Origin of the sequence: Micromonospora sp. NPDC049114 (assembly GCF_040648635.1) — a bacterium.
Taxonomy (GTDB): Bacteria; Actinomycetota; Actinomycetes; order Mycobacteriales; family Micromonosporaceae; genus Micromonospora.
Genome location: NZ_JBEZEA010000006.1, coordinates 38168 through 51347, shown reverse-complemented (window position 1 = coordinate 51347; position 13180 = coordinate 38168). Strand labels below are relative to the sequence as shown.

14 protein-coding genes, 1 tRNA gene and 1 other RNA gene are annotated in these 13180 nt (G+C 71.0%); 7 read left to right on the top strand and 9 right to left on the bottom strand.

Features of this window, described 5'->3' with window-relative positions:
- Window positions 1–25: 25 nt before the first annotated feature.
- The 5 genes from AB0B39_RS18795 to AB0B39_RS18775 form a co-directional block, all read right to left on the bottom strand.
- Entirely contained in the window at window positions 26–1033 is a 1008-nt protein-coding gene (locus AB0B39_RS18795) for an ABC transporter permease (protein WP_357498718.1), read from the bottom strand.
- 98 nt (window positions 1034–1131) lie between these two features.
- Window positions 1132–2805, bottom strand: a complete 1674-nt coding sequence (locus AB0B39_RS18790) for an ABC transporter substrate-binding protein (RefSeq protein ID WP_357498716.1) — start codon at window positions 2803–2805, stop codon at window positions 1132–1134.
- Between the two features lie 229 nt (window positions 2806–3034).
- A complete protein-coding gene (locus AB0B39_RS18785) occupies window positions 3035–3493 on the bottom strand; it encodes a hypothetical protein (protein WP_357574931.1) in 459 nt (152 codons plus the stop codon).
- A 104-nt stretch (window positions 3494–3597) separates the two neighbouring features.
- On the bottom strand, window positions 3598–4191 hold the full coding sequence (recR, locus tag AB0B39_RS18780) for a recombination mediator RecR (RefSeq protein WP_234583245.1): 594 nt from the start codon (window positions 4189–4191) through the stop codon (window positions 3598–3600).
- 8 nt (window positions 4192–4199) lie between these two features.
- Window positions 4200–4508, bottom strand: coding sequence for a YbaB/EbfC family nucleoid-associated protein (locus tag AB0B39_RS18775; RefSeq protein ID WP_234583305.1), 309 nt, complete (start codon window positions 4506–4508; stop codon window positions 4200–4202).
- Between the two features lie 237 nt (window positions 4509–4745).
- Here AB0B39_RS18775 and AB0B39_RS18770 point away from each other — a divergent pair, with 237 nt between their 5' ends.
- The gene (locus AB0B39_RS18770; RefSeq protein ID WP_357574930.1) at window positions 4746–5426 is read left to right on the top strand and encodes a DUF998 domain-containing protein; all 681 of its coding nucleotides are present in this window, start codon (window positions 4746–4748) and stop codon (window positions 5424–5426) included.
- Window positions 5427–5441: 15 nt separating this feature from the next.
- On the opposite strand, the gene AB0B39_RS18765 is transcribed toward AB0B39_RS18770, so the two are convergent.
- Together AB0B39_RS18765 and ffs are read right to left on the bottom strand one after the other, a co-directional pair.
- A complete protein-coding gene (locus tag AB0B39_RS18765) occupies window positions 5442–8480 on the bottom strand; it encodes a DNA polymerase III subunit gamma and tau (protein ID WP_357574929.1) in 3039 nt (1012 codons plus the stop codon).
- A gap of 189 nt (window positions 8481–8669) precedes the next feature.
- Window positions 8670–8759, bottom strand: an RNA gene (gene ffs, locus AB0B39_RS18760) — signal recognition particle sRNA small type.
- An 82-nt stretch (window positions 8760–8841) separates the two neighbouring features.
- Between ffs and AB0B39_RS18755 the strand changes: the two genes are divergently transcribed.
- Together AB0B39_RS18755 and AB0B39_RS18750 are read left to right on the top strand one after the other, a co-directional pair.
- Window positions 8842–8926, top strand: a tRNA-Ser gene (locus AB0B39_RS18755).
- 77 nt (window positions 8927–9003) lie between these two features.
- The gene (locus tag AB0B39_RS18750; RefSeq protein ID WP_357498708.1) at window positions 9004–9840 is read left to right on the top strand and encodes a class I SAM-dependent methyltransferase; all 837 of its coding nucleotides are present in this window, start codon (window positions 9004–9006) and stop codon (window positions 9838–9840) included.
- A gap of 20 nt (window positions 9841–9860) precedes the next feature.
- On the opposite strand, the gene AB0B39_RS18745 is transcribed toward AB0B39_RS18750, so the two are convergent.
- Window positions 9861–10097 carry a flavin reductase gene (locus AB0B39_RS18745; RefSeq protein WP_357498706.1) on the bottom strand — a complete coding sequence of 79 codons (237 nt, stop codon included), beginning with the start codon at window positions 10095–10097 and terminating at the stop codon, window positions 9861–9863.
- 199 nt (window positions 10098–10296) lie between these two features.
- Here AB0B39_RS18745 and AB0B39_RS18740 point away from each other — a divergent pair, with 199 nt between their 5' ends.
- Together AB0B39_RS18740 and AB0B39_RS18735 are read left to right on the top strand one after the other, a co-directional pair.
- Window positions 10297–11064 carry a helix-turn-helix transcriptional regulator gene (locus AB0B39_RS18740; RefSeq protein ID WP_357574928.1) on the top strand — a complete coding sequence of 256 codons (768 nt, stop codon included), beginning with the start codon at window positions 10297–10299 and terminating at the stop codon, window positions 11062–11064.
- Window positions 11055–11246, top strand: coding sequence for a DUF397 domain-containing protein (locus tag AB0B39_RS18735; RefSeq protein WP_357574927.1), 192 nt, complete (start codon window positions 11055–11057; stop codon window positions 11244–11246). Before AB0B39_RS18740 ends, AB0B39_RS18735 begins: the two co-directional genes overlap by 10 nt.
- Window positions 11247–11252: 6 nt before the next feature.
- Here AB0B39_RS18735 and AB0B39_RS18730 read toward each other — a convergent pair whose 3' ends face one another.
- Window positions 11253–11897, bottom strand: a complete 645-nt coding sequence (locus AB0B39_RS18730; protein ID WP_357574926.1) for a DUF1349 domain-containing protein — start codon at window positions 11895–11897, stop codon at window positions 11253–11255.
- Between the two features lie 99 nt (window positions 11898–11996).
- On the opposite strand from AB0B39_RS18730, the gene AB0B39_RS18725 reads away from it, so the two are divergent.
- Complete coding sequence (locus AB0B39_RS18725; protein ID WP_357498698.1) at window positions 11997–12551, top strand: hypothetical protein; 555 nt, start codon at window positions 11997–11999, stop codon at window positions 12549–12551.
- Between the two features lie 93 nt (window positions 12552–12644).
- Window positions 12645–13139, top strand: a complete 495-nt coding sequence (locus AB0B39_RS18720; protein ID WP_357498757.1) for a hypothetical protein — start codon at window positions 12645–12647, stop codon at window positions 13137–13139.
- Window positions 13140–13180: the final 41 nt, after the last annotated feature.

Here is a 13180-nt window from a genome sequence, read left to right as displayed (position 1 = left end):
GCTCCGGCCTGGGTGATGGGGTCACTCATCGCACACGCACCCTGGGGTCGATGAAGGCGTAGGAGAGGTCGACCAGCAGGTTGACCACCACGAAGACCAGCGCCGCGAGCAGGATGATCGCCTGGAGCACCGGGTAGTCCCGGCCGCCGCTGATCGAGTCGGTGATCAGCGTGCCGATGCCGCCCCAGTTGTAGACCTTCTCGGTGAGCACCGCGCCGGAGAGGAGCGCGCCGGTCTGCAGGCCGATGGTGGTGACCACCGGGAGCAGCGCGTTGCGCAGGATGTGCCGGCCGCGGATGGTGCGGTGCCGCAGGCCCTTGGCCTCGGCGGTCCGCACGTAGTCCTCGTTGAGGACGTCGAGCACGCTGGCCCGGGTGATCCGCACGATCACCGCCAGCGGGATGGTGGCGAGCGTGATCGCCGGCAGGATCAGGTGCCACAGCGCGTCCGCGCTGGCGTCGAACTCCCGGGTCAACAGGCCGTCGAGCACGAAGAAGCCGGTGACGTGGGTGTTGTCCAGACCCGTGGTGAGCCGTCCGGACGGCGGGAACCAGTGGATGTTCTGGGTGAAGACGTCCTTGAGCAGGTAGCCCAGGAAGAAGATCGGGATCGAGATGCCGAGCAGGGTGCCGGCGATGGTGAGGTTGTCCAGCGATCGTCCGCGCCAGCGAGCGGCGAGGTAGCCGAGCGGCACGCCGAGTCCGACCGCGATGATCATCGCGGCGAGGGCCAGTTCGACGGTGGCCGGGAAGGCGCGGCTGATGACCTCGGTGACCGGGTCACCGGTCCGGATCGAGTTGCCGAAGTCGCCGGTGACGACTCGCTGCATGAACTTGCCGTACTGCACCAGGATCGGCTGGTCGTAGCCGAGCGCCTTGGTCAGCAGCACGCGGCGCTCGGGTGTGGCCCGCTCGCCGAGCAGCGCCTCGACCGGGCCACCGGGCAGGTTCCGCAGCCAGATGAAGATCAGCGCCGACAGCGCTATGAGGGTCACCACCAGCTGCAACAGGCGGCGGACTATGACTCGCAACATCTCTCACACACCAGACTCTCGATGAATCGCGGATCGGCCCGGGCCGGGAGGAACCCCGGACCCGGGCCGATCACGCCTACGGCCTCAGCCGAGGGACGTCACTTGCTGACGCTGACCGTGTTGAATCGCTCGTCGGTCAACGGGCTGGCCACCATGCCCTTGACGTCCTTGGTGACGACGATGGCCGGCGGGGCGTGCCAGAGCGGCACGGCCGGCAGCCACTTGGTGGCGATGTCCCGGTTGACCTGCTCCCAGGCCGCCTTCTTGCCGGCCTCGTCGACGGTGCCGTCGGCCTTGGCGATCGCGTCGAACATCTCGGTCATCGACTGGTCGCCGAACTCGACCTTGGCCCGTCCGAAGAACGTGCCGACGAAGTTGCCCGGGTCGTTGTAGTCACCGGTCCAGCCGAGGATGTGCAGGTCCTGCTTACCGAACTGCTGCACGTCGTCCTTGAAGCCACCGTTCCACGGGCGAGGCACACCGTTGACCTTGATGCCCACGGCCTGGAGGTCGTTGGCGAGGACGGTGAAGATCTCCTGCGGGTTCGGCATGTACGGCCGGGAGACGTCCGGCGGGTAGTAGAAGTTCAGCGTCAGACCCTCGGCGCCGGCCTCCTTGAGCAGCTGCTTGGCCTTGTCCGGGTTGTACTCGTACTTCTGCACGTCCGGGGCGTAGCCGAGCACGGTGTCCGGCATGAACTCGTCGGCGACCTTGGCGCCACCCGGGCCCTTGGTCTGCACCAGCTGCTGGCGGTTGAGGGCGTAGGCGATCGCCTGGCGCACCCGCAGGTCCTTGAGCTTCGGGTTCTTCTGGTTGAGGCCCAGGTAGAGGACGTTGAACGCCGGACGGTTGATGACCTGGAAGCCCTCACCCTCCAGCGCCTTACGGTCGGCCGGGGCCGGGAAGTCGATGCCCTGGACGGTGCCGGCGCGGAGCTCCTGCTTGCGGGTGCTCTCGTCCTTGATGACCTTGATGATCACCTTGTCGACCTTGGCCTTGTCACCCCAGTAGTCCGCGTTGCGGTTCAGGGTGATCTCGTTCTTGGCCTTGTCCCAGCCACCGAAGGTGAACGGCCCGGTGCCGACCGGGTTGGTGGTGGCGAACGCGCTGTACTCGAACGAGTCGCCGTTCTGCTTCACCGTGTTGGCGTCGTACTTCTTCAGCGCCTCGGGGCTGGCGATCGAGAGCGAGGTCAGCGCGAACGCGCCGGGGAACGCACCCTTGTACTGGTTGAGGGTGACGACGGCGGTGCCGCCGTCCTTCGCCTCGCACTTGTTGTAGATCGGCTTGCCGGCGTCCGGGCTCTCGTTGTTGGCGAAGCCCCCGAAGACGTCCATGTAGTAGATCATCTGGGACTGGGCGGCAGCGCCCTTCATGTTGTACCAGCGGTCGAAGTTGAAGCAGACCGCCGCGGCGTCGAACGGGGTGCCGTCGTGGAACTTCACACCCTGGCGGAGCTTGAACGTCCAGACCTTGCCGTCGGGGTCGTGCTCCCAGCTCTCGGCCAGGCCGCCCTGCAGCTCCGCGGTGCCCGGCTTGTGGCTCACCAGGGTGTCGAACATCTGCCGGACCGGCCGGAACGACTCACCGTCATCGTTGAAGATCGGATCGAAGTTCTTCGGGTCACCGGCACCCGCGAAGATGAAGGTGCCGCCAGTCTTGGCCTCGCCACTGTCGCCGTCGCGATCGCTCTTCGCGCAGCCGGCCGCGCCGACCGCCAGAGCGGCAACGGCCGCGATGGCCATGGCCGATTTAAGCCTTCTCGCCTGCATCTCTCACCTCTGTCATGCGCATGACCACGCCGAGCTGTGGCTCGGTCCGTGTGCGGGAGGCTATGACATGTAACACCGGAAGCGGAACGGCCGTCAGGCAATCGCTACCAAGCCGACACCTTGCGCGGACGTCTGACAGTCGACGGCACGGGGAATACATCGAGCGACACATGAATTCGACGCCACGACGCCAGCCGTCGACGCCTGTCGTCGACGACCCCGGGGTGCGTCAGGAGGGCGACGGCCAGGCCACCGGCGGTGGGCAGTCGGCCAACCGCTCGACGGTCGAACCCGCCGTGGCCGTGCCCAGGTCGTGGAAGGTCACGCGGTGGCAGGCGTTCACGTGACTCACTCCGAACACCACGCCGAAAGGGGCGGAACCGTACACGGTCACCACCAGGTCAGGCGCCCGGCGGACCTCCTGCACCTCGACCTGGGTGCCCTCCGCGACCGCCGCCAACCGTTCGTCGGTCGGCGCCGGATCACCGGTGGCGACCACCGCCGCGCCGTACGCCTGGGCGTTCCGGGTCACCGCGGCTTCGGCCTCGGCTTCCCCGGCACGGGTGTCCGCGGCGGTTCGCCGGCTCCCCACCTCGATCGCCACGAGGACGCCGGCGAAGGCAAGCGCCAGCACGGCCACCAGCACCGCCGGGGCCCAGGACCGCCGGGCCGGCCGCTGCCTCGCCACTCGCCACCTCCCTGAGGTACGCCGGTGGGCCCGCGCTCGTCGCACGGACCCACCGGAGTCACCTCAGTTGTACCGGCCGCCGACAACCCCAACGGCGTACGGCGTCAGACGGCTCGGCGCCCCTCGAAGGCCCGGCCCAGGGTGATCTCGTCGGCGTACTCCAGATCGCCGCCGACGGGCAGCCCACTGGCCAGCCGGGTCACCGCGATCCCCATCGGCTTCACCATCAGCGCCAGATAGGTGGCGGTCGCCTCGCCCTCCGTGTTCGGGTCGGTGGCCAGGATCAACTCCCGGACCGCCCCGCCGCTCAGCCGGGTCATCAGCTCCCGGATGCGCAGATTGTCCGGGCCGATCCCCTCCAGCGGATTGATCGCGCCGCCGAGCACGTGGTAGCGACCGCGGAACTCGCCGGTCCGCTCGATGGCCACCACGTCCTTGGGCTCCTCCACCACGCACAGCACCTCGTCGGTGCGGCGCTGATCGCGGCAGATCCGGCACTGCTCGGACTCGGCCACGTTGTAACAGGTCGTGCAGAAGCGCACCAGCTCCTTGACCTTGCGCAGCGCGCCGGCCAGCCGGTTGACGTCGGCCGGGTCGGCCGACAGGACGTGGAACGCGATCCGCTGGGCGCTCTTCGGGCCCACGCCCGGCAGTCGTCCCAGCTCGTCGATCAGATCCTGGATGGCGCCTTCGTACATCTGCCGGCTCAGAAACCGGGCAGGCCGAGGCCGCCCATGCCGCCGGCGACCGGACCCATCTTGCGCTCGGTCAACTCGCGCGCGGCCTCGGCGGCGTTGTGCACGGCCGCAACCACCAGGTCCTCAAGCGTCTCCACGTCGTCCGGGTCGACGGCCTTCGGGTCGATCTTGATGGACTTCAGATCACCGGAGCCGGAGACGGTAGCGGTGACCAGCCCTCCGCCGGCGGTGCCGGTCAGCTCGGCCTCGGCCAGCTCGGCCTGGGCGGCGGCGATCTGCTGCTGCATCTTCTGCGCCTGCTTCAGCATCTGCTGCATGTTCGGCTGTCCACCTGGGCGCACGGATGGCTCCTTCTCGCACTCGTCTGCTCGGCCGCCGACCAGCCTAACCGCTGGGACCGACCCCGCCCCGCCCGGTGCGTCCGCCCACGCCGGGCCGTGCCGGGGCTTTACCGCCGCCCGCTCGGACGACCTGCGAGGTATGGCTGGCACCACCGGGAACCGGCCATCTGCGGGTAGTGCGTCGGCACCCCCCGCGCTGGTCTGCTCGACAGCATGAACCTCAACCCCACGGGCCGGGTCGGCGCGCTGTGCTGGGTGATCGCCGCACCTGTCTTCCTCGTCGCCAGCCTGGTCACCGGCCTGCGCTGGCGCGAGCCGGCCTACAGCTGGGCCAGCCACAACATCAGCGACCTCGGCAACGTCCACTGCGGCAGCTGGGACACCACCCGGCCCCGGTACGTCTGCTCCCCCTGGCACCCGTTGATGAACGCCGCGATCCTGGCCACCGCCGTGCTGCTCGCCGCCGGGCTCCTGCTGACCTGGCGGTTACTCGGTCGCGGCGCGGTGGTGCGCTCGGCGCAGACGCTGCTGCTGCTGTCTGCCGGTGGGTACGCCCTGGTGGCCCTCTACCCGGCGGACGTCGACGAGAACCGGCACGTCCTCGGCGCGTTCCTGATCATGGGCCTGGGCAACATCGGGCTGCTCCTCGCCGGCTTCGCGCCGCACACCACGATGCTCGGCCGGTGGCGAGCGCTCACCCTTGCCGCCGGGCTGACCGCGCTGGCGGGGACCATGCTGTTCTTCGCCCAGCAGGGCCTCGGGATCGGCGTGGGCGGCATGGAACGCGTGGCGGTGCTGCCCTTTCCCGTGTGGGCCTGCTGCCTGGGTGCCCTGCTCGCGGAAACCCCGCCCGTCAACGTCGCCCAGGAACCCGCGAGCCACATCGCTTCATGATCGGCGGGCCGGGTGTCAGCGGGCGTCCACCTCGTCGATCTTCTCGGCGCCGAAGGTCTCCCGGAGCAGCCGTACCGCCTGTTCCTCGCTGGACTCCCGGGCCGTCTTCTCGTCGATGACCTCGTCCAACGGTTCGTCGCCCGGGTCGAACCCCTCATAGGTCGGTACCGCCGCCGGCGCCCCGCCGCCACCCGGGCGCCTACCGCGCTGCGGGCCGTCGAAGTCCGGGTCGTAAGGCGGTTCGCCGGCCCATTCGGCGTCCGCGACGGGCCGGGCCGCCGATGCGGTACGCGTACCGCGCCCCGCCGCCGCCGCTCGTGCGGCGGCGATGGCGCTGCTCACCGGTGCGCCACCGGCTGACGCCGGCTGCCGGGCCCCCGGCGTCGGGTTGCCCGCCCGCGCGTCCGGCTTGCCGGTCACCGCGCCGGAGCCGCCGGGGCCGCCACCGTTCGCCCCCGGGCCGGAACCGTTCGCGGCGCCGTTCGATCGGGTGTGGGCCGCGTCGGCACCGTTCACGCTTGTCGACGCGGGTACGGAGGCGGAGTCGCTGTCGTCCACCGCGGTGCCGCCCGGTCGGGCGGCCTCCGGCCAGTCCTCGTCATCGGTCGCCGGGGCGGCGGGAGCACTGCCACCGGGGCGCGCAGCCTCCGGCCAGTCGTCCTCGTCGTCAGCGGCCGCCGGGGTGTTCGTCGCGCCAGCCGGGGCGGCCGTGTTCGCCGAGGCCGGAGACACGGTGGGCGACGTGTTCGTGGGGGCAGATCGGACATCCGCCGGAGCAGTCGGCGCGGCGGCAGCCGGCGCGGCCGGGGTCTGGGTCGGCGTGCCCGGGGTCGGCATGGACGGCTGCGCGGCAGCGGTCGGCACGGTCGAGGTCGGTGCAGTCGACTGCGGGGCAGCCATCGGCGCGTTCGAGGTCGGCGCGGTCGGCTGCGGGGCAGCGGTCGGCGCGGCCGGGGTCGGCGCGGCCGGGGTCGGCGCAGTCGAGTGCGGGGCAGCGGTCGGCACGGTCGAGGTCGGCGCGCTCGGCTGCGCGGCAGCGGTCGGCGCGGTTGGCGCGGTTGGCTGCGCGGCAGCGGTCGGCGCGGTTGGCGCGGTTGGCTGCGCGGCAGCGGTCGGCGCGGTTGGCTGCGTGGTAGCGGTCGGGCGGGGTGGCGCGGCCGGCTGGGAGCGCGGCGGACCGGACAGCGACACGCCACCCCGCTCGCCGGCCACCTCGCAGCGGATCTGCCAGCGTCCGCCCAGCTCCTCGTAGAGCGCGTCGGTGAGCACCGCCGCGTGGTCGGCCATCATCTTGGCCAGCACCGTGGACTTCACCGTCAGCACCAGCATGTCGCCGTCGAGTTCGCGCACTACCGCGTCGCGCATGAGGGCGGCGATCCGCTTGTTGGTCCGGTTGACCTTGCCGACCACGTCGGGCCAGACCCGGCGGACGGCCACCGCGTCCAGTGCGGCGGCCGGCGCACCGGGGCGAGGCGGCACGGGTGTCGCCGGGTCGGGCAGCACGGCCGACGGCGGCACCACGCGACGCGGGGGCGTGCCCGGTCCGGCGGGCGAGACGGGTGCGGTGGCCGGGTCAGCGACGGCCGACGCACCGGGTGAGGCCGGAATCGGTGAGTCGGCGCCCGAGGGCGTGTACGAGGCCGGTGCGCCGGAAACGCGAGCGCCCGAGCCGGTGGCACCCGAACCCACCACGCCCGAGCCGGCGACGTCGGCAGCCCGAGCGCCAGGGGTCGGGGACGCGGTCGGGTCGACGTCCCACGGCGGTGCGGAGGTCGGGGCGTTCACTGGCGCCGGGGTGGCGGCAGCCGGGACCGGAGGGGCGTGCTGTGGGCGTACTCCTTGGGGGGCTGCTGACGCGGAGCCGGCGGTGGCCGACGGTGCGTCGGTGCCGCCCAGGGTGAGCCGGCGTTCCATCCGTTCGAGGCGCTGGAGGAGGCCGCCTGCGGAGTCGTCCACGCCGGGCAGCAGCATCCGGGCGCAGATCAGCTCCAGCAGCAGGCGGGGCGCGGTGGTGCCGCGCATCTCCACCAGGCCGTCGTGCACGATGTCGGCGCAGCGGGAGAGCGTGGCCGGGCCGAGCTGGGACGCCTGGGCGGCCATCCGCTCGATCTGGTCGGCGGGGCCGTCGATCAGGCCCTTCGCGGCGGCGTCCGGCACCTGCTGGAGCACGATGAGGTCGCGCAGCCGTTCCAGCAGGTCGGAGGCGAATCGGCGCGGGTCGTGCCCGGCCTCGGCGACCCGGTCGACGGTGGCGTACGCGGCGGCGCCGTCACCGGCGGCCAGCGCGTCGCACATCTCGTCGATCAGCGCGGCGTCGGTGACCCCGAGCAGCGCGGCGGCGCGGGCGTAGCTGACGCCCTCCGGACCGGCGCCGGCGATGAGCTGGTCGAGCACGGAGAGGCTGTCCCGGGCACTGCCCCCACCGGCGCGGACCACAAGCGGGAAGACCGCCGGTTCGACGGCGACGCCCTCGGCCTGGGTGAGCTGCTCCAGGTACGGGCGGAGGATCTTCGGCGGGATCAGCCGGAACGGGTAGTGGTGGGTCCGCGACCGGATCGTGCCGAGGACCTTCTCCGGCTCGGTGGTGGCGAAGATGAACTTGACGTACTCCGGGGGCTCCTCGACGAGCTTGAGCAGGGCGTTGAAGCCCTGGGTCGAGACCATGTGTGCCTCGTCGATCACGTAGATCTTGAAGCGGCTGCTGGCGGGCGCGAAGAACGCGCGCTCGCGCAGCTCACGGGCGTCGTCGACACCACCGTGGCTGGCCGCGTCGATCTCGATCACGTCGATGGAGCCGGCGCCGTCGATGGCCAGCGAGCGGCACGACTCACACTTGCCGCACGGCTCGGGGGTGGGGCCCTGCTCACAGTTGAGCGAGCGCGCGAGGATCCGGGCGCTGGAGGTCTTGCCGCAGCCACGGGGGCCGGAGAAGAGGTAGGCGTGGTTGAGCCGGCCGCTACGCAGCGCCTGCGACAACGGCTCGGTGACGTGTTCCTGCCCGATGACCTCGGCGAAGGTACGTGGCCGGTACTTGCGGTAGAGCGCCAGCGTCACTCGTCCCGCCTCCTCTCGACCGAGCCATTCTGCGCCGGTCGGGCGCGGGTGACCACCCACCCCGCCGGGCAGCTTGGGTTACCCCGGGTTGCCGCGATTGATCGACTCCATCTCGGCGACGTGGCGGTATCCACGGCCCAGAACAGCCCCACCTCGGCGACCTGGAGTGGATCAAGGCCCCGGAGACAAAAAGGCCTCCCGTGCACCCGGCAGAGCTCGCTTATCCTTGCTGCCTTCCGGCCCTGGGGAGGTTCACGAGATACCGCCGCACGGGAGGTGACGCCAACCCTACCCGACGGCCCGTCGATCTTCAGGGGGTGGTGGGGTGGCCCGACCGACGGGGGCCTGTATCCTGGCTCGCGGAGGATTCGCCTAGAGGCCTAGGGCGCACGCTTGGAAAGCGTGTTGGGTTTACACCCTCACGAGTTCGAATCTCGTATCCTCCGCTCGCCTGAGCAGCAGCAACGCCCAGCAGACCGATAACCGGTCGGCTGGGCGTTTTTGTTGTGGTGTCATCGACGCCATGGCGGAGACCGCGTGGGAGTGGGACGAGACGTTGTACGCGGGCAGCGCCCGCCACTACAGCGTGGGCCGGTGGCCGTACCCGCCGGAACTCGCCGAGACCATCGGCAGCGCGCTCGACCTGGACTGCACCGGCCGCCTCCTGGACGTCGGTTGCGGCCCGGGGTCGTTGACGTTGCTGCTGGCGCCCCTGTTCGAGGCGGCGGTCGGGGTGGACGCCGACCGGGACATGCTCACCGAGGCGCAGCGGCGGGCCGGCGAGGCCGGGGTCACCACCGTCGAGTGGCGGCACCTGCGCGCCGAGGACCTGCCGGCCGACCTGGGTACGTTCCGGGTGGCCACGTTCGCCCAGTCGTACCACTGGATGGACCGGCCGTTGGTGGCCCGGCGGGTCCGCGACATGCTCGCGCCCGACGGGGCCTGGGTCCATGTCAGCGCCAACACCCACCAGGGCGTGAACGGCGACGACGGGTTGCCCTACCCGCGACCGCCCTGGCCGCAGATCACCGAGCTGGTCGCGCGTTACCTGGGGCCGATCCGCCGGGCCGGTCAGGGAGCACTGCCCGCCGGCACCCCCGGGGGCGAAGCGGAGATCATGCTGGCGGCGGGCTTCGCCGGCCCCACCCGACTGACCATCGAGCAGGGGATGGTCGTGGAACGGTCGGTGGCCGAGGTGGCCTCGGCGGTGTTCTCGCTGTCCAGTTCGGCGCCGCACCTGTTCGGCGACCGGCTCCCCACCTTCGAGGCCGATCTGCGCGACCTTCTGACGACGACGGCGCGAGATGGCCTCTTCGCCGAGCGCCGCCAGGACGTGGGCATTGCCATCTGGCGACCCTGAGGCCAGGTGAAGGCCGTCGGTCACCCGCGGGCGCGGGCCCAGGAGAGGAAGCGTTCGGTGAGCCGGGCCGGTTCCACGTCCCGGAGTTGTTCACCGGCCTCGGCCTGGAGCGTCGCGAGGTAGACGGCCAGCGCCAACCGGTCGTTGCGGTACTCGCCGAGCAGCCGCAGCTTCGCCGCCGAGCAGGGCCAGGCGATGCCGCACGCCGCGCAGCGCCAGGTGGGTCGGGTCGGTAGGTGGTCCCGGCGGCGGGGCATGGTCGAGCCTCCTTGGCGGTGGAAGGGAGTCGCCCCGCCCTCCCCGCCGGGGCGACCCCCTGACTGACGCAGGCCGCCGGGCTCTCACACCTCCACCGGCCACGCCGTCTTCTGTGGACCACCCTCGGCCGCGTAATCGGACAAGTACACCGCGTAGCGATATGGTTTCCAGATATTCGAGACATCCGATGGAGGGGCCGTGAACGACGCGCTGCGGGTGGCACTGAACGACACCGGGCACACCACCGAATCCCTCGCCGATACCGTCGGCGTCGACCCGAAGACCGTGGCGCGTTGGCTGACCGAGGGCCGCATCCCGCATCCTCGGCATCGGTTCGCGGCAGCGGAAGCCCTCCACAAGGACGTGTCGGACATCTGGCCGGACACTTCAAGACGTCGTGACCCCATCTGGTTTCGTCCGTGGCAGGAAATCGAGCGCGAGGCGGTGTCGCTGCGCTGGTTCGAATCGACGGTCCTGCCGGGGCTGCTCCAGACCGAGGCGTACGCCCGCGCGGTCCTCGGCGGCGCGGGCCTGATCCCGCCGAGCGAGATCGAGCGGCACCTCACCGTGCGGCTCAACCGGCAGGGCGTGCTGAAGCGGGACGACCCGCCGCAGTTCACGGCCGTCATCGACGAGGCGATCCTCCGCCGACCGGTGGGCGGCCGGGCGGCCATGCGCGAGCAACTGCTGGCCGTGGTCGCCGCCTGCGCGGAGCCACACATCCGGGTGCACGTGGTGCCCAGCGCGGTCGGCGCGTACGCCGGCCTCAACGGGCCGTTCGTGATCGCGCACAGCCACGATCACCGGGTCGCCGGCTACCTGGACAACCAACTCCAGGGACAAGTGGCTAGCGACCCCGACGACATCGCGGCCATGATGGCGGCATGGGAGAACGTGCGCGGCGAGGCGCTGTCGCACTGGCAGTCGGTCGATCTGATGACGGAAGTGGCGGAGACATGGAGCTGAACGGCGCCGTTTGGCGCAAGAGCAGCCGCAGCAGCGGCAACGGCGGCGCGTGTGTCGAGGTCGCCGACAACCTGCCCGGCGTGATCGGCGTACGGGATTCCAAGGACCCGAGCGGTCCGGCGCTCACCTTCGCGCCGACGGCCTGGCGGGCGTTCGTCACCCAGCTCGCCCGGGAGGCGTGAAAGGCGTCAGGAACCGTCGCGGAGATCGGCGAGACGTTCGGGCCGGAACTGGATCTCGTCGAAGGTCACGCTGCACCCCTCGCCGGTCGGTGACTGGCCCGCGAACCCGATCCGGTCGCGGGACGTGTCTCCGTCGAAACCGAACACGCGGATCAACTGCCAGGTCCGGCCGTCGAGTGCGGCGTGGTACGCGTAGACCCGGCCGATCCGGGAGACCCGCAGCCACACCGACCGGTCGGGAACGACGAAGGCGTTCGCGTCGTCGGCAACGCCCCGACAGATGACGGACACGATCATGGGCTCAGCCTCGGGTGAGAACTCGAAGCACAACTTTCCCCAGCACCGTTCGTCGCGCCAGAGCAGGAGCACCCCGGCGTCGAAGGTCGCTCCGAAGGCCACGCTGACCCGGGCGCTGAACTGGAAGTCACCCTCCGGCGGCAGGTCGCCGAGCAGCGTTGCCGCGTTGAGCACGGGTGCCGGGCTCGGCGCGGCACTCTCGCCCGCACCGCCGCCGCTCGGGTCGATGAAGAGGTCCGTGCGTGGCTGCGCCGACACCGTGACCGCACCGGTCGCCTCATCGACCCGCCACAGCGCTGCGGACGAGGGCACGAGTGGCGTCGGCATACCCGGCACGGTCAGTTGATCAGCCATGCCATAGGAAGCTACACCGGTACCGTTCCAGAAACCGGCGGCACCCGGAGCCCGTCGTACACATGTTCTATCCACAGGCTGTGGACGGCGGAGGGTTCGATGGGTTACCAGCTCAGCGCGGTGGTCGCGGACGCGGACCTGCTCCGCGAGCACACCGCCGAGCTGGATCACGCGGTCCTCGGCGAGCTGCGGCAGGATTTCGCGCTGCTGCCGATCACGCCGCAGTTGGTGGTGGAGCTGACCGGTTCGCTGCCGGATTACGCGACCGAGGACCGCAGCGCCGCGCACCCGTTCGAGCTGGTGCTGTCGCCGGCACTGGCCGACCTGGTGGCCCGCTGGTCGCGGTCGGGGCCGGTGGCGTACGTGGAGGCCGAGTTCGGCGGTGGCGTCGGCCACCAGTCGGCCGCGGTGTGGCTGGGCGGCGCGCTGTCCTGGGGACCGCGCTTCGACGACGTCCTCGACGCGCCGCGCGAAGAGTGGCCGATCAACGCGGCGTTGGTCCAGCTCGGCGTCGAGCGGGGAGCGTGGATCGACCCGTTCGCCGAGGTGGGGTTGCACCTGGAGCGCAACACCGACGGCTGGCTGGCGCACGGACGGCGGCGACTCAGCGCCGACTACTGGGACGAGCTTGTCGAGCAGTGGGAAAACCAGTAATCCGGCGACGGGCAGCAACCTGAGCGGCCCCGTCCCGTTGGGGGACTGGGGGATTCCATGAAATTGCGACAATTCGTGTTTATTGCCATGCTGCTGACGGCTGCCTCGATCGCGGGCAGCGGCCCGCCACCGCCCGGCCCGATGCCACCGAACCGACCCGCCGGCAACGTCGAGGTCATTGACCTGAACGGCCTGCGCAACATCGAGTTCGGCGACACCGAGGCAGAGCTGACCCGCCGGGGCGTCCTGCGTACCGTCCAGGACGCCTGTGGGCCGGTGCTCACCGGCCACGACACGGTCAGCCCGGTCTTCATCGAGGACAGGCTGGTGCTGCTGTGGGTCGGTGACCCGATGCGCACACCGGAGGGCATCACCGCCGGCTCGCCGATCGACGAGGTCTGGGCCCGCTACCCGTCCGTCACGCGACTGCCCGCTCCACAGGGGACGCACCGCCTCGACGGGCTGCTCGCCCGCAGCGGCGACCGCGCGTACCTGTTCCTGCACGACGGGCGCACGGTCCGAAAGACCATCGCCGGGTACGCCGACTGGGCCCGCCGCCTCTTCGACGAGGGCGCGGCTCCCTGCTGACCCGTCCGTCGTGCCGGGCGGCTGGTCCACGTTGGACCTGC